Below are 26,208 nucleotides of genomic sequence, written 5' to 3'. Positions count from 1 at the left end.
TGCGCCCATAGCTCAACTGGATAGAGTGTTTGACTACGGATCAAAAGGTTAGGGGTTCGACTCCTCTTGGGCGCGTATTTCGGGAAGTAGCTCAGCTTGGTAGAGCACTTGGTTTGGGACCAAGGGGTCGCAGGTTCGAATCCTGTCTTCCCGATTAATAGAAATACCATTGTCATGGGGCCTTAGCTCAGCTGGGAGAGCGCCTGCTTTGCACGCAGGAGGTCAGCGGTTCGATCCCGCTAGGCTCCATTTTCATTTTATTTTCGCGGTGTAGCTCAGCTGGCTAGAGCGTCCGGTTCATACCCGGGAGGTCGGGGGTTCGATCCCCTCCGCCGCGATTGTTTTTCGAGCTTGGACTTTTAGCTCAGTTGGTTAGAGCAGACGGCTCATAACCGTCCGGTCGTAGGTTCGAGTCCTACAAGGTCCATCGTGACTTTCTTATGGAGGATTACCCAAGTCCGGCTGAAGGGAACGGTCTTGAAAACCGTCAGGCGGGTAAAACCGTGCAAGGGTTCGAATCCCTTATCCTCCTTTTTTAATATTATCGCGGGATGGAGCAGTCTGGTAGCTCGTCGGGCTCATAACCCGAAGGTCGTAGGTTCAAATCCTGCTCCCGCAATTAAACTAAATTATACGGTTCCGTGGTGTAGGGGTTAACATGCCTGCCTGTCACGCAGGAGATCGCGGGTTCAAATCCCGTCGGGACCGCTTTTTACGGCTCGGTAGCTCAGTTGGTAGAGCAATGGATTGAAGCTCCATGTGTCGGCAGTTCGATTCTGTCCCGCGCCATAATAGCTTTGCGGGTGTAGTTTAGTGGTAAAACCACAGCCTTCCAAGCTGTTGTCGCGAGTTCGATTCTCGTCACCCGCTTTTTTAGTTTTTTGATTGGGGCCTATAGCTCAGCTGGTTAGAGCGCACGCCTGATAAGCGTGAGGTCGATGGTTCGAGTCCATTTAGGCCCATCGATATTTTTATGGCCCGTTGGTCAAGCGGTTAAGACACCGCCCTTTCACGGCGGTAACACGGGTTCGAGTCCCGTACGGGTCATTTGTTTCATAGTTATACTTGGAGGATTACCCAAGTCCGGCTGAAGGGAACGGTCTTGAAAACCGTCAGGCGGGTAAAACCGTGCAAGGGTTCGAATCCCTTATCCTCCTTTTTTAATATTATCGCGGGATGGAGCAGTCTGGTAGCTCGTCGGGCTCATAACCCGAAGGTCGTAGGTTCAAATCCTGCTCCCGCAATTTAATAAAACTAGCCTTTTGGTTCCGTGGTGTAGGGGTTAACATGCCTGCCTGTCACGCAGGAGATCGCGGGTTCAAATCCCGTCGGGACCGCCATGCGGGTGTAGTTTAGTGGTAAAACCACAGCCTTCCAAGCTGTTGTCGCGAGTTCGATTCTCGTCACCCGCTTTGCTAGTTTTATTATATGGGCCTATAGCTCAGCTGGTTAGAGCGCACGCCTGATAAGCGTGAGGTCGATGGTTCGAGTCCATTTAGGCCCATTAAAAAATCATTTCTAATGATTTTTGGGGAAGTACTCAAGTGGCTGAAGAGGCGCCCCTGCTAAGGGTGTAGGTCGGGAAACTGGCGCGAGGGTTCAAATCCCTCCTTCTCCGTTTTAAAATTTAGGCCCGTTGGTCAAGCGGTTAAGACACCGCCCTTTCACGGCGGTAACACGGGTTCGAGTCCCGTACGGGTCATTTGTTCGAAAGACGTTTAAGCGTCTTTTTTTTGTGTAATCAAAAAAGCTTTGACTTGTTAGTGCTTTCTGTTACAATAGGTTCGTTGCAAGTTCCCGATAGGCTCTGAAAAAGTTTCAGAGGTGCCTTGTAACCGAAAAAAATTAGGGGGAATGATTATTATGAAAGAACGTCGTTTATTTACTTCTGAATCTGTTTCAGAAGGACATCCAGATAAGGTTGCTGATCAAATCAGTGATGCAATTTTGGATGCTATTTTAGCAAAAGATCCGGAAGCCAGAGTTGCCTGCGAGACATCAGTGACAACTGGGCTTGTTTTAGTTTTTGGAGAAATTTCTACAACAGCTTATGTAGATATCCAAAAAGTTGTCAGAGAAACGATCAAACGAATTGGTTATACTGGTTCGAAATTTGGTTTTGATGGCGACAATGTTGCAGTCTTAGTTGCAATCGATGAACAGTCACCGGATATTGCTCAAGGGGTTGATGATGCCCTAGAGACTCGGGATAAAGATGAAGATTTAGATGACATCGGTGCTGGAGACCAAGGTTTAATGTTTGGTTTTGCAGTGGATGAAACACCTGAATTAATGCCTTTACCTATTTCATTAAGTCATCATTTAGTGAAACGATTGGCAGATTTGAGAAAATCGGGTGAGGTTTCTTATTATGGACCGGATGCGAAATCTCAAGTAACTGTTGAATACGATGAAAATGGAAAACCTAGTCGTGTCGATGCAATTGTTATTAGCACACAGCATAATGATGCGGTTGATAATGAAACAATTCGGCGTGATGTGATTGAAAAAGTGATTAATTATGTAATTCCAGCTGAATTGTTAGATGAAAAAACCAAATACTTTATTAATCCAACTGGCCGTTTTGTGATTGGTGGTCCTCAAGGGGATGCTGGCCTGACTGGACGTAAGATTATCGTTGATACTTATGGCGGTTATTCTCGTCATGGCGGTGGTGCTTTTTCTGGAAAAGATGCTACGAAAGTAGACCGCTCAGCTTCATATGCAGCTCGTTATATTGCAAAAAATATTGTTGCTGCTGGTCTAGCTGATAAGGTTGAAGTACAATTGGCCTATGCGATTGGTGTGGCACAGCCTGTTTCTATTGCAGTGAATACTTTTGAAACGGGTAAAGTTTCTGAAGAAAAACTGACGGAAGCGATTCGGGAGAATTTTGATTTGCGTCCGGCGGGCATCATTGAAATGCTTGATCTGCAACGTCCTATTTATAGTCAAACAGCGGCTTATGGACATTTTGGTCGGACAGATATCGATTTGCCATGGGAAAAATTGGATAAAGTCGACGGATTGAAAAAAAGTTTAAATTTATAAGATTATCTAAGGGGAGTTTTCTGTTAAGATATTAACGGAGACTCTCTTTTTTTGTGGGATTTTTAGGAGGATAAAATGAAACGAGAAACAAATGTAAAAATGGTGACGATTGGGATTTTTATTGTAACTTTTTTATCGGCCATTGAAGGGACAATTGTTACGACAGCAATGCCAACGATTGTGGGAAGTTTGCACGGAATTGAAATTATGAATTGGGTGTTTACTATTTATTTGTTGACCAGTGCGACTGTTACGCCGATTTATGGGAAATTGGCAGATAAGATTGGACGTAAGTCAATTATGATTTTTGGAATTAGTTTATTTGTATTGGGCTCTGCTTTGTCGGGACTGTCTAACACGATGGAAACCTTGATTTTAGCACGTGGATTACAGGGATTTGGTGCTGGAGCGATTATGCCGGTTTCTTTGACTATGATTGCTGATATGTATGATTTTAAACAGCGGACTAAGGTTTTAGGCTTAAATAGTGCAGCTTGGGGTATTTCTAGTGTTGTGGGACCTTTGGCTGGCGGCTTGATTGTTGATACAATCGGTTGGCATTGGATTTTCTTTATCAATGTACCGATTGGAATTGTTGTGATTTTTATGATGCAGTATTATTTTGTGGAAAAACCGCGTCAGCAAACTAAGCAAAAAATGGATGTCTTAGGTAGTCTTTTTTTAATGTTGACTTTAGTGAGTTTATTGTTGGGTTTTCAATTTTTAGGTGACGATGGATTGTCTTTAAGAGTCGGTTTATTATTTATTTTGACACTGACTTTTGGTTTGATTTTTCGTAAGGTAGAAAAAACTGCCGACGATCCGGTGATTAATTTAGTTTTATTTAAAAATCGAAATTTTCTAGTGGTTAATGCAGTAGCAGCTTTAATGAGTGGTTTTATTATGAGTTTGGATGTCTATATTCCTATGTGGATGCAAGGAGTTGCTGGTAGAAGTGCGGCGATTGGCGGTTTGGTATTGGCACCTTTATCCTTAGTTTGGATGATTGGTTCTTTTCTATCAGGACGATTGTTAGCAAAATATTCGCCCCGCAAAGTTTTAACGATTGGTTTGACGATTATCTTGGCTGGTGCAATCATGATGGTAATGTTTCCGCAAAATACACCTTTCTTTTTATTTTTTGTAGTTTCATCAATCTTTGGCTTAGGCTTTGGTTTGTCCATGACAACAACAACGGTAGAAGCACAAAGTAGTGTGCCAGCCAAGGATGTTGGGGTGGCTACATCTTTTAATACTTTATCACGGACGATTGGACAGACAGTTATGATTTCAATCTTCGGTATTTTAATGAATTGGGATATTGCTCGACGATTGCCTCAAATTGGGGAACAATTGGATCCAGACATTATGAACAAATTAATCAATCCTCATACAGCGATGCAAATCGCCACTGATTTACGGGAAATTTTAAGGGGAATATTATTTGAAAGTTTACATTTTATTTATATTGGCGGGTTTGTCTTGATTATTGTAGCTTTAGCTTTGACTTTATTGATGGGCAAATCACTGAAAAGTGATAAACTATAATAAATTGGAGGTTGTTAGATGGCTTTATTAGAAATTGGTGCCTATTCAAATGTTTTAGAAATGGAAGTCTCTTTTAATGTGTTGTTGCCACAAGCCACTAAAAAAACGGTTGGTACAGCAACCCGCGGTGTGACAGAGGATATTCCAGTGCTTTATTTATTACACGGGATGGGTCAAAATCACAGTATTTGGCTAAGAAAAAGTTCGATTGAGCGTTATGCTAGTCATCATGAAATTGCTGTGGTGATGCCCTCAACGGATTTAGGTTTTTACACGGATACCACTTATGATATGAAATATTGGCAGTATATCTCAGAGGAATTACCGAAAATCGTTCATGAATTTTTTCCTCAGATTACCTATAAACGAGAAAAGACTTTTGCAGCTGGACTATCAATGGGCGGTTATGGCGCAGTTAAATTAGGTCTATTGAAACCAGATAACTTTGCTGCTGTGGCTTCTTTATCAGGAGCAGTCTATTTTAATGATATCGAGAACTTTTTAGCAGTTCGAGATGCTGCTTATTGGGAAGGTGTTTTAGGGCCATTTGATCAGTTTATGACTTCGAAAAATAATCCTAGTCAAATGTTGAAGGATTTTATTGCCAGTGGGAAAATGAGTCCGCGCTTTTTCTTAGCTTGTGGTACCGAAGATGGTTTGCATCCAGCTAGTCAATATATGGCTCATAAAATGAGGCAGGCTGAGATGCCAGTGACTTTTGAAGATGGTCCTGGTCAACATGATTGGGTCTTTTGGGATCAATGGATTCAGCGAGTATTGGTTTGGATGCTAGAAGAAAAGCCTGGAGAAAATTAATTCTCGAGGCTTATTTTTTTTCCACACAAACTAAAATCGGGGGATTATTTTTTTGGTTGATGAATTGATAAGTTAAGACGCTGAAATCTTCTTGTGGTAGTTGGCTACAAAAATTTAGTACAGCATTTTTTTCTTGTTCTCCACCAGGGTGGCCATAATAAATCACTAAAATCATTCGACCTGTGGGTAAAAGGCGATTTAAAACGGCTTTCATCGCAGGAATAGTTGTGTCTTCTTGAGTAATAATGGATTTATCACTTTTTGGCAGATAGCCTAAATTGAAAATCGCTGCTTTGATTTTTTCCACAGGGGATAACTTTTGATTGATTTCTTCGTGTCCGGCTAAAAATAAGGTGGCTTGGGGATAAGCTGTGCCTAACTTGGTGGCAGTATTTTCGACAGCTTGTTTTTGTACATCGAAAGCATAAACTTTGCCAGTTTTATCCACAAGTTTGGCGAGAAAAAGGGTGTCATTGCCATTACCCATAGTAGCATCAATCACCGTATCGCCTTTTTCCACAATGTCGGTTAATAACTGGTGGCTGAAATGCAAAGCTGTTTTTAACATGAGAAAGCACCTCGAACGGCAAATTTTCCTTGGAAAGAATCACGACGTGTCATTTCATCATCAATCGCATTAAGAACTTCCCATTTTTTCAGACTCCACATGGGACCGACTAATGCATCCCAAGGGGCATCTCCAGTCAAACGATGAATAATAATTTCTGGCGGAATCATTTCTAATTGGTCACAGATGACCGAAACGTAATCTCTTTTACTCATCAGTTGGAGACGACCTTCTGAATAATCTCGCAACATCCGCGTTTTTTTCATTAAATGCAATAAATGCAATTTGATGCCTTGAATGTCTGAGTCTAAAATTGTCCGGCGGACATTTTCCCGCATCATTTCTAAATTTTCGCCTGGCAATCCGTTAATTAAGTGGGTACAGACATTAATATTATGCTTACGTAGACGTTCGACAGCATCAATGTACGTGGGATAATCATGGGCACGATTGATTAAGTTGCTAGATTCCTCATAAGTTGTTTGTAATCCTAATTCCACCCATAGATAAAGTCTTTGATTTAATTCAGCTAAATATTCAACGACTTCAGGCGGCAAACAATCGGGACGAGTACCGACAGATAAACCAACAACACCCGGCAGATTCACTACCTGTTCAAAGCGTTCACGGATAACTTCTACTGGTGCATGAGTATTGGTGAAATTTTGGAAATAAACAATATATTGATCGACTTTAGGCCATTTTAAATGCATCATGTCGATTTCTTTACTAAATTGTGCTGGTAGCGGATCAGTCGGGGCGACCATCATGTCACCAGAACCAGAAACGCTACAAAATGTACAACCGCCATGGGCAACAGTGCCATCTCGATTTGGGCAATCAAAGCCTCCGTCAATCGGCACTTTAAAAATCTTTCCACCGAATTCTTGCCGTAACGCATAATTCCAAGAATGGTATCGTTTATTTGGATCATCACTATATTCAAACATTTTATTTTCTTCCAATCTGTTTCATATCATAAATCAGTTTTTTTTCACGATAATAAGGAAAGCTAAATAATAGCCAGCTAATCCCTAGTAAAAAGCCGCCAAGCACATCGCTAGGATAATGCACGCCAACGTAAATTCGACTGACACCAATTCCCAAAATTAACAGTCCTAAAACAATTTGCGCTACTAATCGTAAAGAAGTATTTTTGAAAAATAGTGGCATGACAAAAATCAAGGTGCCAAATAAAATCATACTGGTTACCGCATGTCCGCTGGGGAAACTATAGCTGTGTTCTTCAACCAGATGGGGTAAAATAGTTGGACGTGGACGTTTGAAAAATTGTTTGATAACAGGATTTAAGATGCCGCAGATTCCAACAATATTTATTCCAAACCATAAGGCTGTTAACTTTTGTCGATTGAACCAAAATAGTCCAAGAAAGACTATAGTTAAAATCACTACTGATACTGGATTGCCAAATTTAGTTAGCCAGATAAAAAAGCTGTCGGCACCTGGGGATAAACTGTGGACAACTGAAATAATGCCACGATCAAAACCTGTCAAGGTATCTGGATAAAAACGTAGGATATAACACAAAGCCACAAAAAACAGTAAAGTAAAACTGCCGGCTAATTGATAGTACATTTTATTTTTCATAGGAACTCCTTAAAATACATCGTTTCATGATGTTTTCTTACTAAACGAGACTATTATAGCAGAAAAATGGATTTTTCTTAGGTTTTATCGATGGAATTAAATTGAATTTACTATTTGAATCTGCTAAGATTAAATTAATTTCATATAAGTGTTGACAAGGAGTAGTAGAAGGCCAACTTTTCAGAGAGTGTACGGGGCTGTGAGTGCACAGGTTTGAAATTCGAACTTACCTTAGAGCTGATTTTTCCGGGGAGACCCGTTATCGTCATTTAAGGTCTGCATTGGCAGATAAAAATAGGTGGTACCACGTTAATAACGTCCTATAGAAGTTGCTTCTATGGGGCTTTTTTTATTATAAGGAGGAACATGATGAGTTACAATCACAAAACTATTGAACGCAAGTGGCAAAAGTATTGGGCTAAACATAATACTTTTAACACAAAAGATGAAGTTGGCAGTCCAAAATTTTATGCCTTAGATATGTTTCCCTATCCATCAGGACAAGGTTTACACGTCGGACATCCAGAAGGATACACGGCAACGGATGTTGTTTCTCGCTTAAAAAGAGCACAAGGCTTTAATGTTTTACATCCGATGGGCTGGGATGCTTTTGGTTTACCAGCAGAACAATATGCCTTAGATACTGGTAATGATCCCGCAGAATTTACTAAGAAAAATATTGAAACGTTTAAACGCCAAATTAATTCATTAGGTTTTAGTTATGACTGGAATCGTGAAATTAACACGACTGATCCTGATTATTACAAATGGACCCAATGGATTTTTGAAAAAATGTATGAACATGGCTTGGCTTATGAAGCAGAAGTCGCAGTTAACTGGGTACCAGAATTAGGGACAGTTATTTCAAATGAAGAAGTCATTGATGGCAAGAGTGAACGAGGGAACTACGATGTTGTCCGTAAACCAATGCGTCAATGGATGTTAAAAATTACAGCTTATGCTGACCGTTTATTAGATGATTTAGATTTGGTAGATTGGCCAGAAAGCATTAAAGAAATGCAACGGAACTGGATTGGCCGTTCTGTAGGAGCCAATGTAGCTTTTAATATTAAAGACACGAAAGAAGAATTTACCGTATTTACGACTCGTCCAGATACTTTATTTGGGGCAACTTATGCTGTTCTAGCACCTGAATTAGATTTGGTACAACGTATTACTAGTCCTGGCCAAAAAGCAGCTGTAGATGCTTATATTGCCGAAGCAGCTAAAAAATCTGATTTGAACCGAACGGATTTAGCTAAAGAAAAAACTGGTGTCTTCACTGGTGCGTACGCAATCAATCCTGTTAATGGAAAAGAAATGCCAATTTGGATTGGGGATTATGTTTTAGCTTCTTATGGAACTGGTGCGATTATGGCGGTACCAGCCCATGATGAACGAGATTATGAATTTGCTAAAACCTTTGATTTGCCAATCGTTCCCGTTTTAGCTGGCGGCGATGTTGAAAAAGAAGCTTATACTGGTGACGGTGAGCATATTAATTCTGACTTTTTAGATGGTTTAAACAAGCAAGATGCGATTGATAAAATTGTTCCTTGGCTAGAAGAAAAAGGTGTCGGTAAAAAAGAAATTAGCTATCGCTTAAGAGATTGGCTATTTTCTCGTCAACGTTATTGGGGTGAGCCAATTCCAATTATTCATTGGGAAGATGGCACGACTACAGTAGTTCCGGAAGAAGAATTGCCATTGGAATTACCTATTGCTGAAAATATCCAACCAAGTGGCACTGGTGAATCACCTTTGGCCAACATTTCTGACTGGGTGAATGTGGTTGATCCTGAAACTGGAAAAAAAGGTCGTCGCGAAACCAATACGATGCCACAATGGGCGGGTAGTTCTTGGTACTACCTAAGATTTATTGATCCTCATAATAAAGAAATGATCGCGGATCCAGAAAAACTAAAACGCTGGATGCCAGTTGATTTGTACATTGGTGGGGCGGAGCATGCAGTCTTACATTTATTGTACGCGCGATTCTGGCATAAATTCTTATATGATATCGGTGTGGTTCAAACAAAAGAACCATTTGAAAAATTATACAACCAAGGAATGATCCTTGGAGAAAATAATGAAAAAATGTCTAAATCTCGGGGTAACGTAGTCAATCCTGATGATGTGGTCGACAAATATGGTGCCGATACTTTAAGAATGTATGAAATGTTTATGGGACCTTTGGATGCTTCAATCGCTTGGAGTGAAAATGGTTTAGAAGGCAGTCGTAAATTCTTAGATCGTGTATGGCGTTTATTAGTCGATGAAGAAGGCAAAATGCGGGATCATATTACGAACTTTAATGATGGTAGCTTAACCAAAGTCTATAATCAAACAGTTAAAAAAGTCACAGAAGATTATGAGCAATTGCATTTTAATACAGCAATCTCACAATTGATGGTCTTTGTAAATGATGCTTATAAAGCGGAAGCATTGACTTATGAATATGTGGAAGGCTTTGTACAATTATTAGCACCGATTGCACCACATATCGCAGAAGAATTATGGGAAATATTAGGTCATGAAGGTGGCATTTCTTATGTGCCATTCCCTACTTATGATGAAAGTGCGCTAGTCGAAGATGAAGTGGAAGTCATTTTACAAGTTAATGGCAAACTACGCAGTAAAATCCAAGTAGCTTTAGATACCGATAAAGTAGAATTGGAAAAAATTGCGATGGCCGATGAAGCAATTCAACGTAATATTGATGGTAAAACGATCCGCAAAGTGATTGTAGTACCGAATAAATTAGTAAATATTGTCGCAAATTAATCAAAAAACCGTTCAAAAGTAGCTTAATCGCTTACCTTTGAACGGTTTTTTTAAAAGTCAAAACGAGGTTTTTTTTGATCGACAAAAACGAATTGTGCTTCACAATCAAAATATTGTTGCAGATAAGTGACTAAATCATTCGCAGCTGCCAGCGCTTTTTCGGCGTTGATTCCTGCAAAAGCATCAATCGGGTACAAAATGTCGGTTGTTTGTTCCATAATTTTTCCTACTTCACTTTGCCGCCAAGTCCATCGACGGGTTCTGATCTGATGATCTGCGACATATAATAATTCCTCTTCATCAGGCACTTCAAATTCAGTTCCGCCAAAAGGAATAAAAGTATCTTCTGGCTGAGAAAAACGCACTTCTAAGCCTTCATTGATAGTCGCTAAATCATGGGCACCAATAGGTAAAAAATGTTTGATAGAAACGGCATTACCTAAATCAACGGCAGGGTTGATAACAGGTAGTCCTTTTTGCTTGGCGATTCGCGTTAACAAGGCTTCGATTGAGCATTTGAATTTATTAGGATTGATGCCTAATGTTCGGAAAGCCTCACGATAAGGAACAATCTCAGGTGATTCTTTTAGATTTTTATCAGTAAAATACGCTTCGCCAAGCTGAATATTTTTTGCGAGTAGCTGTTGAATATCTGCTTGCGGCTTTGCATTGTCTATGCCCCGAGCAATGACCACAGCGAAAACAGCGTTGGGTAATTGTTGAAAAACTTTTGGATCAACGGAAAAATACATAATGTGTCCTCCTCCTTGATATAAAAGCAACAGTTAAAAAAATCACGATGTTTTTATTGTTCTCTTAGAATTCTTTCAACGATCTGGTAGTCACCTTCATAGGGCTGCTTGTTACCAGCAATAGTCAAAAAGATTTCAGTTCCTTTACCAGCAATAATGACGGCATCGTCAATTTCAGCAGCTTTAACTGCTTGAACAATCGCTTGACTACGATCAAATTCATAGTTAATAGTTAAATCACGGCGATATAAAGTTTGATTAATCCCTCGAAGAATCTGATTAGCAATCGCCTTAGGATCTTCATGATCGGGGTCGTCACTCGTTAAATAAACCACATCGGCTAGTTCACCGATGGCTTTTCCGATATCTTCACGGCGAGATTCGGCTTTCCCACCAGCAGAACCGGTAACCACAATTACTTTACCGCCATGGTCTTTTTTAGCAAAAGCTAAGATTGCTTGCATGCTTAAATAATTATGAGCATAATCAATATAAATATGGGCGCCATTTGGTTTAAGTAGTAAATTCATTCGTCCAGGAACCAATGCTTTTTTCAAACCAGATTGAATTGCTGTTTGGTTGGCACCGACTAAGCTTGCTGTAATGGCAGCCGCAGCACCGTTGTTTTTATTGAAATCGCCAGCATGTTTAATTTCATAAGTACCATCAAGTTTTAATTGATCATCAGAACTAGTTAATTTAAAATGTAAAGAATCTGTCGGTGTTACTTGATAGTTGGCATCTTGACCACCATAGGTAATCAAAGGAATATTATTTTGTTTCGCCATTTCAGCAATCAAATTAAAATGATCTATCTCACGATAAACAATGACTTGTTTTGAATGATTTACCAATTGTCGTTTACAATAGAAGTAATCTTCAAAAGTGGGATGCTCAATCGGACCAATATGATCAGGTGAAATATTTAAAAAGACGCCCAAATCAAAGGTTAATCCATAAACTCGATCGACTTTGTAGGCTTGAGAAGAGACTTCCATAATCAGATGGGTCATGCCATTTTTTACGGCTTCATCCATCATCCGATATAAATCAAGTGATTCTGGTGTGGTTAGAGCTGATTTGAAATACGTTTCACCATCTAAAGTAGTATTCATCGTAGAAAGTAAAGCAGTCTTCTGCCCAGTACTTTCAGCTAAGATTTCTTTCGTAAAATAAGCGACGGTGGTCTTTCCTTTTGTACCAGTAATACCAATCAAAGTTAATTTTTCTTGGGGATAGTCATAAAATGCCATGCTTAAAACAGCCAAAGCTTTACGAATATCTGTTACGATAATAGCTAAAGGGGCAGCGACTTCGTAATCTTTTTCTGCAATATAAATTTGCAAACCATGGGCTAAAGCATCTTCTAGATAGCTTTTTTTAAAATGATTGCCTTTGCAAAAAAATAAAGTTTCCACATCGACATCTTTAGAATTGTAAGAAAGATGGCGGAAAATATGTTGCATCGGCGCTTCAAGTGTCCAAGTATCAGGGGTAATAAATTCACGTAATAAATTTTCTTTTGCCAATAGGTTTTGGACTTCTGTTAAAGTTAGTCCCATTTTGAAACCTCCATCATTTTTATTCTCAGACATTATAGCATATCCCAAAAAGACCCGTGTAAAATTGACCAGCTTAAGCTAAAATAAAAACAATGAAAAGAAAGAAGGGGAAAGATGTTAAACAATGATTCATCAAAAATCAAGATTATTCAAAATTTCACCTTAACAAGTACCCAAACCGTCTTTTCTAATTTATTTTACTTAATCGGGTTGTTTTTTTGGTATTACTGGCTAGGTGAGCGAAACCAAGTTAGTTTCAGTTTGTGGCAAGTGGTTTTAAACTGGGGACTGTTTTTTATGTTTTTAGCAAGTATTCCGGTAATTGGAATGGTTTATCGTAATTTATCTCGTTATGCTTATTTGAATCGACGTAAAATTCTATATTGGTATTTACAAATTGCTATTTTATCGGGTGTCATATTAGCAGCTGCTTTATGGTTATTGGCGCCCGTCTTGGTTCATATTTCTGGCGGGTTAGCAAATACGATTTCCGTCTTAAGAGTGATGGCTTTTAGTGTCTTGATTTATCCTAGCCTACAAGTTTTACGCAGCTATTTTCAAACGAAGGAACCAGCTTTTTATTTTTCCTTTACGACACAAGCAGTGATTACCACGATCTATTTATTAATTAGCGGCTTTACCATTAAGTTGATTTGGCAAGAAAATAATCACGCTGCTTTAGTCCAAGCTGCTTTTGCACAATTTGCTGGCTTATTAGCCGCCTGCTTTATTTTTATTTTTCTACTATTAAGAGAACGTCATCAGGTGGAAATATTGGAACCTAAAGTACATCTGGAAAAAAAGGAAGTTTTATCCTTTGATTTTAAAAAAGTCATTCCTTATGCAGTGACACTGGTAGCACTATTAAGTTATCGGTTAGTTGATCAAGTGACTTTTATGAATCAAATGAGAAGCTTTACTAATTATAGTCAAGAACAACTACTTCATTTGCAAGGTTTGTTTACTAGTCAGCCACTGCATTTGCTCAATTTCTTACCCGCACTGGCACAACTAATAGTGGTGGCTAATTTATCTCTTTTAACCAATTGGCGACCTCGTGGTGAAGCAATTAGCGTGAATTTTCAGCTGGGTTTTTATTTTTTATTGCTGCCTAGTTTGCTCGCACTGTTATTAGGTGGGCCATTGTATCAATTGTTTTATCAAAAAGAGACTTTAGCCAGTCAAGTATTTATTTTAGCTGTGATTGTTCAGTTAGTCTTTAGCTTTTTTGTATTAGTTAGTGGCGCCCTACAGGCAACCGGTGGCGAAGTACAAGTGATTGTTTTTTGGCTAATTGGTTTAATTGTAAAATTAATTCTTCAATTACCAGCCATTAATTTACTAGAAGTTTTCGGACCATTGTCTGCTTCATTAGTAGGTTGTTTAGTTAGTGTACTTTTAATGAGTGCTTATTTAATTCAATCAAATCCGGCTAATTACAAGATGTTAGGGCGACGAATCCTATTGATTCTTGTTTTGACGTTGTTTAGTTTTGGTTTGGCGACAGGCTGTGCTCATTTTTTATTGAAACGCTTAAACTTTAATGAACCCTGGCAAGCAGTAATAAATATTGTTGTAGTTATTGCGGTGGCCGCCTTCAGTTATTTCTTTATATCTTTGAAAATTCGCTTGCTGGATCAACTGTTTGGACCAGAAGTACGACAGTGGCGTAAAAAATTCCATATTAAGTAAGTAGCGGCGAATATTACAGCCGCTATTTCTTTTGGCGTAAATAAGTAAAATCGAATAATTTGTAATATTAAAATAGTGGGTATTAGCCTAAATTTAGTTTTTTTAGGTAAAGTAAAGGTTATAAGTAGGTCTTTTTTTATAGATATCATCAAAAAGCTAAAATTCTTCAATAATTATTTCCAGCATGAAAAAAACTATAAGTCGCGTTTTATAAATTTTTCTCTCGTTTTTTTACAGAAATATTGCACCGATACATTCTCGTAATCTAAGCAGAAAATGAAAATCCTGAAAAATCCGCTTTCTCCTTTATTTTACAAGCATTTTAAGAAAAATCCGCAAAAATCAATTGTGACAGAAAGAAGGTTAAAATAGTTTTTTGTTACATTGTTACATCAGACTGTAACCAAATGTCATTGTATTTTTACCCACGAAATACAAAAAGCTGTTAAAGTTACTAACGTAGTCGATAAGACAGAATTTACTCAAACAACGGAGGATATATATTCATGAATTTAGGAAAAACACTTTTATTTGGTTCAGTATTGGCAGCAGGTGCTGGTTTAGCAGTTTCAACAGAAGCACAAGCCGCTGAAAACTATACAGTACAATCAGGCGATACATTATCAAAAATTTCTCAAAAAATTGCTGGTGATAACAGCTTAGTTAATACTATTGCAGAAGCAAACAGCATTACTGATGTAAACATGATTTATGCTGGTCAAACTTTAACTATTAACTCAGGCAATACTGAAGCAACACCAGCAACTGATACTGCAGCAGCAGCGACTGAAGCAACTCCAGCGCCAGTAGTAGAAGAAGCAACTCCAGAAGCAACACCAACTCCAGCAGTAGAAGAAGCAGCTCCAGCAGTTGCTGAAACAGCAGCACCAGCTGCCACTGTATCTGGTTCGGATGCAGCAGCAAAAGAATGGATTGCACAAAAAGAATCAGGCGGTTCATATACTGCAACTAACGGTCAATACATTGGACGTTACCAATTAACTAACTCATACTTAAATGGTGACTATTCTGCAGCAAACCAAGAAGCAGTAGCTGACCAATATGTAACTTCTCGTTACGGCTCATGGACAGGCGCACAAGCTTTCTGGCAAGCAAACGGCTGGTATTAAGATAAAGATAATAAATATAGCTCTCGACAAAATTGTCGAGAGCTTTTTTTTATTATATAAAACCAGGGGCTATTGTCAGTCCATGTTAAATATCAAATTAGTAACAGTTAACCAATTAGCAAATTGATTTCTTTGCGGTACTCATTCGCAAGATTGTTCTCGAGTTGATCATCGGTGACTAAATAATCAACTTCAGCCAGCGTGCAAAAGGTTGAGGTTGAGTCTTTATCAAATTTTGTACTATCTACTAATGCAATTGAAATGCGAGACTTATCAACATTTGCTTTCTTATTTTTAACCTCCATAATATTAAATTCAGAAAAACCACTTTTGATAGAAAGACCTGATGCAGAAAAAAAATACTTATCAATATTAAACATGGTATAAATGGGGCTATTGAATTCATCATAAATAGTATTCGAGCTAGGGTGCAGCAAACCACCAATGACTAAGACAGTTAATTTGGGATTTTGTTTTAAAACTGTGCCGGTAGACAAGCCATTTGTTATGATAGTAACTTTTTTATTTGATTCAGCCAACAGTGAGGCCAATTCAAAACATGTGGAACTAGAATCTATTAATAAGGTGTCTCCGTTCTCGATCAATAGTAAAGCCCGTTTTGCGATGGTTTTTTTTAGTGAAATGTTTTCGAAAGATCGTTCACTATAACCTGTAATAACTTCTGATAAAGAATTTTCTTCTTTCGATTTGTAAATGACTCCCCCATGAATACGATCTAAGTCATCATATTTTTTTACTAACTTGTCTAAATCATTTCTAATTGTTGGACTAGTTACGTTCATTTCCTTTACTAAGTCCGCCACATAAACTATTCCATTCGTTATGATTTTTTCTCTGATTAGCGATTCACGTTCGGTAGCTAACATGAGTTATCAACTCCTTCATCGTTATTATAAATCATTTCAAAAGAAAACAAAAGAAAAACAAAAGAAAAAAATAGAAATTAATCATTGACATTTTTTGTGTTCAGTTGTATATTATTGTTGTAAAAAGAAATAAAAAGAAATAAAAAGAAAAATAAAGAATGAAAAAACAAAAAAAAGAAAGAGGTACTGTCATGTTAATTACGGGAAAACAAATGTTAGATGTTGCAAAAGAAAATCATTTTGCAGTTCCAGCTTTTAATGCAGGAAGTGGTCAATTGCTAACGGCGGTGATGGAAGCTTGTGAAGAAGCAAAATCTCCTTTTATGATGGCAATTCATCCGTTAGAATTAGAGTTTCTCAGAGACAGCTTTGTTAGTCAGGTAATCTACGAAGCAAATCACAGTAAAGTACCAGTAGCAATTCATTTAGATCATGGTGCATCTTTTGAACAAGTCATTCATGCTATTCAATTAGGTTTTACCTCCGTTATGATTGATGGTTCTCATTTACCTTTTGAAGAAAATATTGTAATGACTCAAAAAGTCGTCGAAGCTGCTCATGCAGTTGGGGTTTCAGTAGAGGCAGAATTAGGAACAATCGGTGATACGGGAAACACGGTTGAGGGTGGCGTAAGTGAAATTATTTACACCGATCCGACAAAAGCCAAAGAATTTGTTGAACGGACTGAGATTGATTCTTTAGCAATTGCGATTGGTACTGCTCACGGAATCTACCCAAAAAATGTAGAACCTAAGTTACGCTTAGATATTTTGGCAGAAATTGCTAAAATTGTTGATATTCCGTTGGTTCTTCATGGAGGATCAAGCAATCCAGATAAAGAAATAAGCCAAGCTGTTGATTTAGGTATCGCTAAAATTAACATTTCTTCTGATATTAAAATTTCTTTTGCCGATAAATTAAGAGAAGTTTTGGATAGTGGAAATGCAGAAATTCGTGAACCTAATGTGGTGTTCCCCGACTGTAATTTAGCTGCTAAAGAAACTGCTTTACACAAGATTAATTTATTCAAGTCAGACAATAAGTTAGATTTATATTACTAATTAAGCTTGTTCTTTCTACGTCAAGCGCTGTTTACCACTTGACGTAGAAGAATCTTAAAAAAGGAGGGTTCAAACGTGCAACAAGTAGATTTAAACAATATTTTAGATGAGAAAATTATAGCTGTGAATCTTACTGGTAGTACAAAAGCAGAGGCGATAACACAGATGGCACAGTTATTGTCAGATCAAAATTATATTTCGAGTATTCCCTCATTTGAGAAAGATATTTATTACAGAGAATCACTTGGTAAAACAGGTATAGGAAATGGAATAGCTATTCCTCATGGACAAAGTGAAAGCGTTATCAAAAATGGTATAGCCATTGGAATGTTCAAAAATGAAATTCCTTGGGAAAGTTTAGATGATAAACCTGTAAGAATTGTTTGTTTGTTCTGTGTAAAGGCTGGAGATGGTGGTGAAAGTGAACATCTAAGAATGTTAGCAGCATTGGCAGGAAAGTTAGGTAATGATAACGTAGTTGAACAATTGATGAGTACGACGACGGTTGAAGAAGTAAAACAAGCATTTTTATAAGATATAGGAGGAATATATTGTGAAAATAGTAGGTATAGCAGCGTGTACTGCGGGAATTGCCCATACTTATATTGCTAGAGAAAAGTTAGTAAACGCAGCTGAAAAGGCGGGACATGAAATTCATATTGAAACACAAGGGACTATTGGGACAGAAGATGCTATTCCAGAAGCAGTACTAAAAGAAGCGGATGTTGCGGTCATTGCTGCTGATGTAAAGGTGAGTGGAAAGGATCGTTTTGAAGGGATGAAAATAATTGAAGTACCAACTGAATTAGTGATTAAATCTCCTAACAAATTTATTCAAAAAGTCGAAGAAGTGGTTAAAGGAGGAGTTTAAAAAATGGCAGAAGTCAAGCAGAGTGGGAAACTCTTTACAAACGTTAAGCAACATGCACTAACGGCAATCTCATATCTGATTCCAGTAGTTGTTAGTGCAGGTTTCATGCTAGCAATTGGTAGTCTTTTGGGAGGCGTAACAATTGAAAGTATTGATAACCCTTACAATTTTTTTGATGTAATGTACACAATGGGTGGATTAGTTTTAGGCATGTTACCAGTCGTAATTGCAACTGGAATTTCATTTTCGATTGCAGACAAACCCGGAATTGCACCAGGATTTTTAGTGGGTATGATATCAATTAATATGAATGCAGGTTTTATTGGTGGTTTTATCGGTGGTTATATTGCGGGTTATTTTACTAAATTTTTAAAAGATCGATTGAAAGTTCCTATGTGGGCAGACGGATTAAAACCGATGTTGATTATTCCTTTTATTTCCTCAATTGTGATTGGTTTTGTGATGTATTATATTCTAGGTTTTCCAATTGCTGCATTGACTGAAGCGTTAAATAATTTCTTACTGGGATTAGACACTAATCAAAAATTAATGTTTGGTTTAATCGTGGGCGTATTGTCAGCTGTGGATTATGGTGGACCAATTAATAAAGTCGTATTTGCCTTCTTATTGTCTTTACAATCCAATGGTATCAATGAACCAATGGCGGTTTTAATGTTAGCTTCGATGGTCACACCATTTGGCATGACCATGGCTTACTTCTTTCAAAAAATCGTGGGTAAAAATATCTATACAAAAACAGAGGTTGAAACACTGAAGACAGCTTTCCCAATGGGGGTCTGCATGATTACTGAAGGGTGTTACCCGATTATTTTCAATGATTTATGGCGTTGTATTGTTTCAACAGGAATTGGTGCAGGAGTGGGTGGTGCGTTGAGCATGATCTGGAATGCAGGTTCTCCCGTTCCTCATGGTGGTTTATTTGCGATGGTAACAATGACACATCCTCTTTCGTGGTTAGCAGCATTGCTAATTGGTTCTTTAGTTGATGCAATTATTCTATTTGTTCTTAAAAGACCAGTTGCTTATGAAGATGTCAAAGAGCTGACTGAAGAAGATGAAAAAGATATTGATTTTAGTGAATTAAAAATTAGCTAATATAATTGGAGGAATAGTTAATGAGTCAAGTAACTGAAGATTATAAAAAAAGAGTAAAAGATCTTTATCAGAAGTCTCAAATTGTTTTAACTGACGAGGAATTAGCATCAATTGACTATGCTGATTTTGGTTTAAATAATATCGAAAAAGAAGCTTTAAATCTGATTCTTTATGTTAATAATAAACGTTATTGTGCAAAAGAAATGGTCCTCTTACCTAATCAAACTTGCCCAGAACATTTGCATCCTAACTTAGAAAATGGACTAGAAGGAAAGCAAGAAACTTTTCGCTGTCGTTGGGGAGAAGTTTACTTATATGTTGAAGCGGAAGAAACCATAGATACTAGTAAAATTAGCGTAACTATCCCTGAATCAAGTAAAGAATATTATACAGCTAGAAAAGAAATTCGTTTATTACCTGGGGAACAATATACGATAGATCCTAAAATTAAGCATTGGTTTCAGGCTGGAAATGAGGGAGCTGTAATTAGTGAGTTTTCATCGCCTAGTTACGATGAATATGATCTTTTTACGAATCCTTCTGTTAAACGTAATGTCAGAGATCGATAAATAAACTTAGAGCGCTTTTAAAATGGACAGATAGGACATTTTATAAGGCGCTTTAATTGAATTCAGTGAGTAAAGGAGTTTGCTTTGTGAAAAAAATTATAAATACAACGGAAACATTGATTGAAGATATGTTGGCTGGTTTTTTAGCCGCTGAAAAAGGCCAAATCATCCAATCAGATAATAACCCAAGAGTACTTTATAAAAAAAATAAAACACCAGGTAAAGTAGGTGTGGTTGTGGGTGGCGGTAGTGGCCATGAACCACTTTTTTTTGGATTGATTGGTGAAAATTTTGCTGATTCTGTAGCTGTTGGAAATATTTTCACAGCCCCCACTCCTGATACAGTTCTTGAGGCAATTAAAGAGGCTGATCAAGGAGCTGGAGTTATTTGTTTGTTTGGTAATTATGCAGGGGATGTCTTAAATTTCGAAGTAGCAGCAGAACTTGCTGAACTTGAAGAAATAGAAGTATGTAATTTACCTATTATTGATGATGTGGCTTCAGCTACTTATGAGAAACGAACAGAACGTCGAGGAATCGCTGGAGACTTATTTGTTATTAAAGAAGTTGCCGCCGCTGCTAGCCAAGGTTTTTCATTAGAACGCTGCCATCAGCTTGGTCAGTTAGCAAATAAACGAACTCTTTCAATTGGTGTAGGGATTGCTCCAGGAACAAATCCAATGAATGGAAAAGCAAATTTTGAATTAGCTGAAGATGAAATCGAATTTGGTTTAGGAATACATGGGGAACCGGGACTGGAACGAATGAAACTATTACCAGCACGAGAATTAGTAGAAAAAATGTTTGTAGCTTTAGAAGGAGAACTCGCAACTTATCCAGAAAAAGAAGTTATTGTCTGTGTCAACGGCCTGGGATCTACGACGATGATGGAGTTATATATTATCAATAATGAAATTCAACAACTGTTAAGCCAAAAGGGCTTGAAAACAGTGGATACAGTAATTGGAAATATTTGTACTACACAAGAAATGGCTGGTTTTTCTATTACAATTCAAAGTTTAAATCAGGAATTGGCTGAGTTATACCAAGTGGCAGCCGATAGTCCTTGTTTCTTTAAAAGAGAGGTAAAACAATGAAGCAGTTAAACATACAACAAGTTTATGAAATGCTTTCACAAATTGCTAGTGCTTTGATTCAAAATGAAGAACAGCTAGGTGAAATTGATCAAAAGATTGGCGATGGTGATCATGGGATTGGAATGAGGAACGGTGCAAAGGCCATTTTAGTAACTTTACATGAAGAACAGCAAGCAACTGTTGGTGACATATTTAAAAAAGCTGGTATGGCAATGATGGGATCGATGGGAGGTGCTTCTGGAGTAATTTTTGGCTCTTTATTTCTTGGACTGGCTAAAACGACAAAAGATAAAAAAACAATTTCAGTAGAAGATTTACATGATGGTATGGCGCAAGCAATTAAGGACATTCAAAAAAGAGGGAAAGCTGAGCTTGGAGATAAAACCATGTTAGATGCACTAATCCCTGCAACAGAAACGCTAAATTATTACAAAACAGCTGATTTTATGATTGCTTTGGAAAAAGCCAGTGAAAGTGCAACTGTCGGTGTCGAAAAAACAAAAAAATATCCTGCGAAATTTGGTCGATCAAAATTTTTGGGTGATCGAACGGTTGGTTATCAAGATGCTGGCGCTACTTCAGTTAATATTATTTTTACAGCTATGTATGATTATTTAAAAAGTGTTGAAAATACTGATATAGAAAAAAATATGGAGGGAAGACAAATGAAAATTGGTTTTGGCGCAGATAATAACGCCGTTGAATTTAAAGATGATTTAAAAAAATATGCTGAGGAATTAGGCTATGAAGTAGTTGATTTCGGTATACCGGTAGATAGTTCAGTGGATTATCCAGCTGTAGCTTTTGATGTTTCTCATGCGATTAAAAATAAAGAAATTGACCGTGGTGTACTATGCTGTGGAACAGGTATTGGTATGGCGATTGCTGCTAATAAAGTCGCAGGTATTCGTGCTGCTCAAATTACTGATATATATTCAGCTGAACGGGCACAATTAAGTAATAATGCGCAAATAGCAACTTTTGGAGCATTTGTTCAAGGAATTGACTCAGCTAAATTATTGTTAGCAGAGTACCTATCTCACACCTTTGAACCAGGGACACGATCAGAACCAAAGATTAATCAAATCAGTCAATATGAAGCAAAAAAATAAATGTGAGGTAAATTTATGCGGAAACCTGCGATTGGCATTAGTTTTAAAATATACAAAAATAAAAAAACGGACATGGAGACATATCTGGGCGAGTTAAAAAAATCGTGTGTTGGAACCATTGAGGCGGATTTATTTGTTTTTCCAAGCATGGGAACATTAGCTGTAGCTAGTGATTATCTAGTTAATACAGAAATCCATTTTGGTGCACAAAATATTGCACCGATTGCTAATGGTGCATTGACAGGAGAATTATCAATCGAGTCTTTAATTGATTGGCAAGCCGATTTTGTTGAAGTCGGTCATGCTGAAAGACGCCAAGAGCTAGGCGAAACAGATAAGTGTATTGCTAAAAAAATTAAATTGGCTTTAGCTAATCAAGTTACACCAGTAGTATGTATTGGTGAAGACGAAACACAAAAAAAACGATTACGAGAACAACTAAATAGACAATTAAGGGCCGATTTGTCAGACATTCCTGAAGAACAGTTAAAAAAAGTTATTCTAGCTTATGAGCCAATTTGGGCGATTGGTCAAAAAGAGGCTGCTTCAGCAGATTATGTGCACCAAGCCCATCGAATTATTCGTGAAGAAATGATTGATTTGTTCAGTGATGAAGTTGCTCAAGCAGTTAGAATTATTTATGGTGGCTCGGTAAGTAAAGAGAATACTGAAGCGATCGTAAAAGATGAAAATGTTGATGGTGTTTTTGTTGGGCGTTTTGGTCATGATCCACAAAATTTTAAAGAAATTGTTGACTTAGTTTTGAAAATTAAAAATGAAGTGAAGGAATAAGCTAATTTCCAGAAACGGAGAATAAAAATGACGATTTTTCAAAAACAAATAAATGACGACTTAGTGGAATACATCATAGACAACGGCTGGATGAGTATCTCTGTTTTAAACTATGGTGCAGTCATTACACGTATTAAGGTTCCTGATAAAAATGGCGACAAGTTTAATTGTGTACTCAATTATGCTGACTATTCAAATTATTACGAAAATCCTTTATTTCTTGGTGCGGTCATAGGCCCTGTAGCTGGCAGAATTGCAGCTGGCACTTTCGAATTAGATGGTACTAGCTATCAACTAGAAAAAAACGAAGGTGATAATCATTTGCATGGTGGCTTTAGTGGTTACCATAAACAATTTTATCAAGTAGAAACAGTAACAAATGAACAGGAGGATCATTTGATTCTTTACTTAACTAACCATCAAACAAAAGGCTATCCTGGAAAAATTGATTTTTCAGTGACTTATTCACTAGATTGTAACAATTCTTTTAAAATTTTATATCAAGCAAAAGCCGATGCAAAAACAATTTTTAATCCGACAAATCATACCTATTTTAATCTTAATCCGAGAACCGAATCTGTCAAAAATCACAGCTTAAAAATAAATGCAGAGAAAGTTCAGGAAATTAAACAAGGAACATTACCGACAGGTCATTTATTAAATCTCACGGTTGAAGGGAATCAAAGGTTACAGTTGCAAGGTGGAAGACTTGAAGAGACATTTAATGATGAGCATGAACAATTGACACTTGGTTCTCAAGGAATTGATTTAGCCTACCTGATAAATACTGATTCTCCTGAAGGGGCAATCTTAGAAAATGAAGAAACGGGAATAATGATTAAATTAACAACTTCAGAAGAAAGTATTGTAGTCTATACGGGAAATAAGCTACCGAATCAGATATTTTTAGCAGAGAATGGTTGGCTGTCTAAACACAGCGGTGTGACCCTAGAAACACAAAACCTGCCAGATGCTATTCATCAAGCTGATCCAAAAATAATTTTAGAACCAAATAAAACATATTCTAGCAAAACTGTGTTTGAATTTTTAAATACAAATAAATAATAGGGGAGAGCACATTGACATATGTATTAGGTTTAGATCTTGGAACAAGTAGCTTGAAAGGATTATTAGTGAATCAACAGGGAGAAATGATTGTTTCAGCTAGTGCAGATTATCCTTTGAGTAATCCTCATGCTGGATATAGCGAACAAAATCCTTTAGGATGGGTTGCTGCAGCTAAAACAGTGATTCAAAAACTTATTTCTGAAAAACCGCAAGCCATGGATAAAATTAGTGCAATTAGTTTTTCAGGACAAATGCATAGCTTAGTTTTATTAGACAAAAAACAAAATATTCTAAGACCTGCTATTTTATGGAATGATGTTCGCACAACAAAGGAATGTCAATACATTATGGAGCATGCGGGGGAACTTGTTTTAGAACAAACTAAGAATCGCCCATTAGAAGGATTTACCTTACCTAAAATGTTATGGGTTAAAGAGCACGAGCCAGATATTTGGGAACAAGTAGCAACCTTTTTACTACCAAAAGATTATCTAGGTTATTGGATGACTGGCAATATTCAAACCGATTTTTCTGATGCTGCAGGTACATTGCTACTGGACGTGATTCATCAGACATGGGACTGGAAAATTGCAGATATTTTTGAGTTACCTAAAAATATTTTTCCTAAACTTGTAGATGCTACAGAAATTATTGGTACAATTCGTCAAGATTTAGCTAAAGAATTAGGATTGTCTCCTAAGATTAAAATAGTTGCAGGAGGAGCAGATAACGCTTGTGCAGCTCTTGGTGCAGGGATAGATTCTGAAGATAAAGGTCTAGTGAGTGTCGGCACATCGGGTGTATTCCTTACATTTGAAGGCGAGAATATTCGCGACTATCAAGGGAAATTACATTTTTTTAATCATGTTATACCAAACGCTTACTATTCAATGGGTGTTACTTTAGCAGCTGGTCAGAGTTTAAATTGGTTTAAACAAAACTTTGCAAAAAAAGAAATCTTCACTGATTTTTTAGCTGAAATTGAAAATGTTCCAGCAGGATCTGAGGGGTTATTGTTTGCTCCCTACATCATGGGAGAGAGAACACCTTATGTGGATAGTCAAATTCGTGGAAGTTTTATTGGATTAGATAATCGGCATCATCAGGAGCACTTTGTTCGTGCCGTTATTGAAGGGATAACATTTTCTTTGAAAGATAGTCAAATGATTATGGAAAGCATCCAACAAAAACGTTTAAAAAAAATCGTTTCAATTGGTGGTGGTGCTAAAAATAAAGTATGGCTACAAATCCAAGCGGATATTTTTGAAACAGAAATTATCACCCTGCAAACGGAACAAGGACCAGGTCTAGGTGCAGCAATGCTAGCAGCTTTGGGATGTGGCTGGTTTAATTCAGTTAATGAAATGATTCAAACTTTTGTTCAATATGGTCCAAGTTATTTTCCAACTGAAACAGCCAATGTTTATAAAAAGTATTATGTACTTTATAAAAAAATTTATCATGCCACAAAAGAATTGAGCCATGAGCTTCAAAATCTTAATACCTAAAAGAATCAAATAACTATTTGTTGAATGCATAAAATAAATTACTTGAAAGAATCTCTAAATCATGAGAAATTATAAATTAAAGATTGATGAGGAGGTATCGGCAAATGGCAGAAGTTGAAAGTTTTGGTTTGGATCATACAAAAGTTAAAGCACCTTATGTTCGTCTGATTACGGTGTCGCAAGGAAAAGAAGGAGATAAAATTTCTAATTTTGACCTACGATTGACGCAACCGAATGAAACAGCATTACCAACAGCGGCGATTCATACGATTGAACATTTATTGGCAGATTTATTACGGGAAAGATTATCAGGTGTGATCGATTGTTCACCATTTGGCTGTCGGACAGGCTTTCATCTAATTACTTGGGGAGAACCGACTGCGCAAGAAGTGGCGTTGGCATTTAAAGCAGCTTTGATTGAAATTGCCGACAAAGTGACTTGGGATGACGTGCAAGGCGTAGATATCAGAAGTTGTGGCAATTATCGGGATCATTCGCTCTTTTCGGCTAAAGAATGGTCTAAAAAAGTTTTAGCAGAAGGTATTTCTGAAGATGCTTTTGAAAGAAAAGTCATTTAAAAACAGCTGTAACGGGGACAGAAGAATCTGTTTCGTTA

The 26,208-nt window shown here is 37.5% G+C and carries 23 protein-coding genes, 19 tRNA genes, 1 riboswitch and 1 other annotated feature; of the genes, 36 read left to right on the top strand and 6 right to left on the bottom strand.

Translation table 11 applies throughout. From position 1 onward, the window contains the following. Position 1: 1 nt before the first annotated feature. From KUA55_RS17015 to KUA55_RS16910, 22 genes are all read left to right on the top strand, one after another. Positions 2-75: transfer RNA gene (locus KUA55_RS17015), tRNA-Arg, on the top strand. Positions 76-80: 5 nt separating this feature from the next. After that, positions 81-154, top strand: a tRNA-Pro gene (locus KUA55_RS17010). A gap of 22 nt (positions 155-176) precedes the next feature. Then, positions 177-249: transfer RNA gene (locus KUA55_RS17005), tRNA-Ala, on the top strand. A gap of 15 nt (positions 250-264) precedes the next feature. After that, a tRNA-Met gene (locus KUA55_RS17000) sits at positions 265-338 on the top strand. A gap of 15 nt (positions 339-353) precedes the next feature. Next, positions 354-427, top strand: a tRNA-Ile gene (locus tag KUA55_RS16995). A gap of 15 nt (positions 428-442) precedes the next feature. Continuing rightward, a tRNA-Ser gene (locus KUA55_RS16990) sits at positions 443-532 on the top strand. 13 nt (positions 533-545) lie between these two features. Continuing rightward, positions 546-619 (top strand) — tRNA-Met (locus KUA55_RS16985). A 16-nt stretch (positions 620-635) separates the two neighbouring features. After that, a tRNA-Asp gene (locus KUA55_RS16980) sits at positions 636-708 on the top strand. An 8-nt stretch (positions 709-716) separates the two neighbouring features. After that, positions 717-789, top strand: a tRNA-Phe gene (locus KUA55_RS16975). 10 nt (positions 790-799) lie between these two features. After that, positions 800-870, top strand: a tRNA-Gly gene (locus KUA55_RS16970). Positions 871-888: 18 nt separating this feature from the next. Continuing rightward, positions 889-962 (top strand) — tRNA-Ile (locus tag KUA55_RS16965). A gap of 13 nt (positions 963-975) precedes the next feature. Then, positions 976-1,047, top strand: a tRNA-Glu gene (locus tag KUA55_RS16960). A 20-nt stretch (positions 1,048-1,067) separates the two neighbouring features. Continuing rightward, positions 1,068-1,157 (top strand) — tRNA-Ser (locus KUA55_RS16955). 13 nt (positions 1,158-1,170) lie between these two features. Continuing rightward, positions 1,171-1,244 (top strand) — tRNA-Met (locus KUA55_RS16950). A gap of 20 nt (positions 1,245-1,264) precedes the next feature. Beyond that, positions 1,265-1,340, top strand: a tRNA-Asp gene (locus tag KUA55_RS16945). Between the two features lies 1 nt (position 1,341). Beyond that, positions 1,342-1,412: transfer RNA gene (locus tag KUA55_RS16940), tRNA-Gly, on the top strand. Positions 1,413-1,430: 18 nt separating this feature from the next. Beyond that, a tRNA-Ile gene (locus tag KUA55_RS16935) sits at positions 1,431-1,504 on the top strand. Between the two features lie 26 nt (positions 1,505-1,530). Continuing rightward, positions 1,531-1,618, top strand: a tRNA-Ser gene (locus KUA55_RS16930). Positions 1,619-1,630: 12 nt separating this feature from the next. Then, positions 1,631-1,702, top strand: a tRNA-Glu gene (locus tag KUA55_RS16925). Between the two features lie 80 nt (positions 1,703-1,782). After that, positions 1,783-1,866, top strand: a riboswitch (SMK box riboswitch). Continuing rightward, entirely contained in the window at positions 1,864-3,051 is a 1,188-nt protein-coding gene (gene metK / locus KUA55_RS16920; RefSeq protein WP_218327580.1) for a methionine adenosyltransferase, read from the top strand. (Overlaps the previous riboswitch by 3 nt.) Before the next feature lie 75 nt (positions 3,052-3,126). After that, a complete protein-coding gene (locus KUA55_RS16915) occupies positions 3,127-4,599 on the top strand; it encodes an MDR family MFS transporter (protein ID WP_218327579.1) in 1,473 nt (490 codons plus the stop codon). Between the two features lie 18 nt (positions 4,600-4,617). Beyond that, the gene (locus tag KUA55_RS16910; protein ID WP_218327578.1) at positions 4,618-5,415 is read left to right on the top strand and encodes an alpha/beta hydrolase; all 798 of its coding nucleotides are present in this window, start codon (positions 4,618-4,620) and stop codon (positions 5,413-5,415) included. Between the two features lie 10 nt (positions 5,416-5,425). Here the strand turns inward: KUA55_RS16910 and mnmM are convergent, their stop codons facing one another. The 3 genes from mnmM to KUA55_RS16895 are packed head-to-tail and all read right to left on the bottom strand — an operon-like array spanning position 5,426 to position 7,591. Continuing rightward, a complete protein-coding gene (gene mnmM, locus KUA55_RS16905; protein ID WP_218327577.1) occupies positions 5,426-5,983 on the bottom strand; it encodes a tRNA 5-(aminomethyl)-2-thiouridylate-methyltransferase MnmM in 558 nt (185 codons plus the stop codon). Next, a complete protein-coding gene (gene mnmL / locus KUA55_RS16900) occupies positions 5,977-6,933 on the bottom strand; it encodes a tRNA modification radical SAM protein MnmL/YtqA (RefSeq protein ID WP_218327576.1) in 957 nt (318 codons plus the stop codon). The genes mnmM and mnmL overlap by 7 nt, the downstream gene beginning before the upstream one ends. A 1-nt stretch (position 6,934) precedes the next feature. Continuing rightward, entirely contained in the window at positions 6,935-7,591 is a 657-nt protein-coding gene (locus tag KUA55_RS16895; RefSeq protein ID WP_218327575.1) for a phosphatase PAP2 family protein, read from the bottom strand. A gap of 142 nt (positions 7,592-7,733) precedes the next feature. After that, positions 7,734-7,917: a binding site (T-box leader), on the top strand. Between the two features lie 43 nt (positions 7,918-7,960). Between KUA55_RS16895 and leuS the strand changes: the two genes are divergently transcribed. Beyond that, the gene (gene leuS, locus KUA55_RS16890; RefSeq protein WP_218327574.1) at positions 7,961-10,375 is read left to right on the top strand and encodes a leucine--tRNA ligase; all 2,415 of its coding nucleotides are present in this window, start codon (positions 7,961-7,963) and stop codon (positions 10,373-10,375) included. Positions 10,376-10,425: 50 nt separating this feature from the next. On the opposite strand, the gene KUA55_RS16885 is transcribed toward leuS, so the two are convergent. Together KUA55_RS16885 and KUA55_RS16880 are read right to left on the bottom strand one after the other, a co-directional pair. Further along, positions 10,426-11,127, bottom strand: coding sequence for a B3/B4 domain-containing protein (locus tag KUA55_RS16885; RefSeq protein ID WP_218327573.1), 702 nt, complete (start codon positions 11,125-11,127; stop codon positions 10,426-10,428). A 53-nt stretch (positions 11,128-11,180) separates the two neighbouring features. Then, a complete protein-coding gene (locus KUA55_RS16880) occupies positions 11,181-12,689 on the bottom strand; it encodes a UDP-N-acetylmuramoyl-L-alanyl-D-glutamate--L-lysine ligase (protein ID WP_218327572.1) in 1,509 nt (502 codons plus the stop codon). 114 nt (positions 12,690-12,803) lie between these two features. Here KUA55_RS16880 and KUA55_RS16875 point away from each other — a divergent pair, with 114 nt between their 5' ends. Together KUA55_RS16875 and apf are read left to right on the top strand one after the other, a co-directional pair. After that, positions 12,804-14,381, top strand: a complete 1,578-nt coding sequence (locus KUA55_RS16875; protein ID WP_218327571.1) for an MATE family efflux transporter — start codon at positions 12,804-12,806, stop codon at positions 14,379-14,381. Between the two features lie 506 nt (positions 14,382-14,887). Continuing rightward, a complete protein-coding gene (gene apf / locus KUA55_RS16870) occupies positions 14,888-15,511 on the top strand; it encodes an aggregation-promoting factor (RefSeq protein WP_218327570.1) in 624 nt (207 codons plus the stop codon). A gap of 107 nt (positions 15,512-15,618) precedes the next feature. Here the strand turns inward: apf and KUA55_RS16865 are convergent, their stop codons facing one another. Further along, positions 15,619-16,398 (bottom strand): DeoR/GlpR family DNA-binding transcription regulator, encoded by a 780-nt coding sequence (locus tag KUA55_RS16865; protein WP_218327569.1) that lies wholly within the window; start codon positions 16,396-16,398, stop codon positions 15,619-15,621. A 191-nt stretch (positions 16,399-16,589) separates the two neighbouring features. Between KUA55_RS16865 and KUA55_RS16860 the strand changes: the two genes are divergently transcribed. From KUA55_RS16860 to KUA55_RS16810, 11 genes are all read left to right on the top strand, one after another. Beyond that, positions 16,590-17,459 carry a ketose-bisphosphate aldolase gene (locus KUA55_RS16860; protein WP_218327568.1) on the top strand — a complete coding sequence of 290 codons (870 nt, stop codon included), beginning with the start codon at positions 16,590-16,592 and terminating at the stop codon, positions 17,457-17,459. Positions 17,460-17,534: 75 nt separating this feature from the next. Then, positions 17,535-17,993, top strand: coding sequence for a PTS sugar transporter subunit IIA (locus KUA55_RS16855; RefSeq protein WP_218327567.1), 459 nt, complete (start codon positions 17,535-17,537; stop codon positions 17,991-17,993). Positions 17,994-18,012: 19 nt separating this feature from the next. Further along, positions 18,013-18,330: a PTS fructose transporter subunit IIB gene (locus tag KUA55_RS16850; RefSeq protein ID WP_218327566.1), complete on the top strand. Its 318-nt coding sequence runs from the start codon at positions 18,013-18,015 to the stop codon at positions 18,328-18,330. A gap of 3 nt (positions 18,331-18,333) precedes the next feature. Continuing rightward, positions 18,334-19,446, top strand: coding sequence for a PTS fructose transporter subunit IIC (locus KUA55_RS16845; RefSeq protein WP_218327565.1), 1,113 nt, complete (start codon positions 18,334-18,336; stop codon positions 19,444-19,446). A 20-nt stretch (positions 19,447-19,466) separates the two neighbouring features. Continuing rightward, positions 19,467-20,015, top strand: a complete 549-nt coding sequence (locus KUA55_RS16840) for a D-lyxose/D-mannose family sugar isomerase (protein ID WP_218327564.1) — start codon at positions 19,467-19,469, stop codon at positions 20,013-20,015. Positions 20,016-20,101: 86 nt separating this feature from the next. Then, entirely contained in the window at positions 20,102-21,112 is a 1,011-nt protein-coding gene (locus KUA55_RS16835; protein ID WP_218327563.1) for a dihydroxyacetone kinase subunit DhaK, read from the top strand. Further along, positions 21,109-22,224 carry a dihydroxyacetone kinase subunit DhaL gene (gene dhaL, locus KUA55_RS16830; RefSeq protein WP_218327562.1) on the top strand — a complete coding sequence of 372 codons (1,116 nt, stop codon included), beginning with the start codon at positions 21,109-21,111 and terminating at the stop codon, positions 22,222-22,224. The genes KUA55_RS16835 and dhaL overlap by 4 nt, the downstream gene beginning before the upstream one ends. A 15-nt stretch (positions 22,225-22,239) precedes the next feature. Continuing rightward, positions 22,240-23,016, top strand: coding sequence for a triose-phosphate isomerase family protein (locus KUA55_RS16825; RefSeq protein ID WP_218327561.1), 777 nt, complete (start codon positions 22,240-22,242; stop codon positions 23,014-23,016). A 27-nt stretch (positions 23,017-23,043) separates the two neighbouring features. Continuing rightward, entirely contained in the window at positions 23,044-24,081 is a 1,038-nt protein-coding gene (locus tag KUA55_RS16820) for an aldose epimerase family protein (protein ID WP_218327560.1), read from the top strand. A 14-nt stretch (positions 24,082-24,095) separates the two neighbouring features. Continuing rightward, on the top strand, positions 24,096-25,592 hold the full coding sequence (gene xylB / locus KUA55_RS16815; protein ID WP_218327559.1) for a xylulokinase: 1,497 nt from the start codon (positions 24,096-24,098) through the stop codon (positions 25,590-25,592). A gap of 104 nt (positions 25,593-25,696) precedes the next feature. Continuing rightward, complete coding sequence (locus KUA55_RS16810; protein ID WP_218327558.1) at positions 25,697-26,170, top strand: S-ribosylhomocysteine lyase; 474 nt, start codon at positions 25,697-25,699, stop codon at positions 26,168-26,170. Positions 26,171-26,208 lie beyond the last annotated feature (38 nt).

The organism is Enterococcus alishanensis (assembly GCF_019218635.1).
Classification (GTDB): Bacteria; Bacillota; Bacilli; order Lactobacillales; family Enterococcaceae; genus Enterococcus_A; species Enterococcus_A alishanensis.
This window is presented reverse-complemented; position numbering and strand designations above follow the sequence as displayed.

Coding starts and splice junctions, on each gene's coding strand:
- KUA55_RS16840 (WP_218327564.1), top strand. CDS start 19,467: ATGAGTCAAGTAACTGAAGATTATAAAAAAAGAGTAAAAGATCTTTAT.
- mnmM (WP_218327577.1), bottom strand. CDS start 5,983: ATGTTAAAAACAGCTTTGCATTTCAGCCACCAGTTATTAACCGACATT.
- KUA55_RS16880 (WP_218327572.1), bottom strand. CDS start 12,689: ATGGGACTAACTTTAACAGAAGTCCAAAACCTATTGGCAAAAGAAAAT.
- KUA55_RS16915 (WP_218327579.1), top strand. CDS start 3,127: ATGAAACGAGAAACAAATGTAAAAATGGTGACGATTGGGATTTTTATT.
- KUA55_RS16865 (WP_218327569.1), bottom strand. CDS start 16,398: ATGTTAGCTACCGAACGTGAATCGCTAATCAGAGAAAAAATCATAACG.
- KUA55_RS16810 (WP_218327558.1), top strand. CDS start 25,697: ATGGCAGAAGTTGAAAGTTTTGGTTTGGATCATACAAAAGTTAAAGCA.
- KUA55_RS16885 (WP_218327573.1), bottom strand. CDS start 11,127: ATGTATTTTTCCGTTGATCCAAAAGTTTTTCAACAATTACCCAACGCT.
- mnmL (WP_218327576.1), bottom strand. CDS start 6,933: ATGTTTGAATATAGTGATGATCCAAATAAACGATACCATTCTTGGAAT.
- KUA55_RS16910 (WP_218327578.1), top strand. CDS start 4,618: ATGGCTTTATTAGAAATTGGTGCCTATTCAAATGTTTTAGAAATGGAA.
- KUA55_RS16875 (WP_218327571.1), top strand. CDS start 12,804: ATGTTAAACAATGATTCATCAAAAATCAAGATTATTCAAAATTTCACC.
- KUA55_RS16895 (WP_218327575.1), bottom strand. CDS start 7,591: ATGAAAAATAAAATGTACTATCAATTAGCCGGCAGTTTTACTTTACTG.
- leuS (WP_218327574.1), top strand. CDS start 7,961: ATGAGTTACAATCACAAAACTATTGAACGCAAGTGGCAAAAGTATTGG.
- KUA55_RS16860 (WP_218327568.1), top strand. CDS start 16,590: ATGTTAATTACGGGAAAACAAATGTTAGATGTTGCAAAAGAAAATCAT.
- apf (WP_218327570.1), top strand. CDS start 14,888: ATGAATTTAGGAAAAACACTTTTATTTGGTTCAGTATTGGCAGCAGGT.
- KUA55_RS16825 (WP_218327561.1), top strand. CDS start 22,240: ATGCGGAAACCTGCGATTGGCATTAGTTTTAAAATATACAAAAATAAA.
- KUA55_RS16820 (WP_218327560.1), top strand. CDS start 23,044: ATGACGATTTTTCAAAAACAAATAAATGACGACTTAGTGGAATACATC.
- dhaL (WP_218327562.1), top strand. CDS start 21,109: ATGAAGCAGTTAAACATACAACAAGTTTATGAAATGCTTTCACAAATT.
- KUA55_RS16845 (WP_218327565.1), top strand. CDS start 18,334: ATGGCAGAAGTCAAGCAGAGTGGGAAACTCTTTACAAACGTTAAGCAA.
- metK (WP_218327580.1), top strand. CDS start 1,864: ATGAAAGAACGTCGTTTATTTACTTCTGAATCTGTTTCAGAAGGACAT.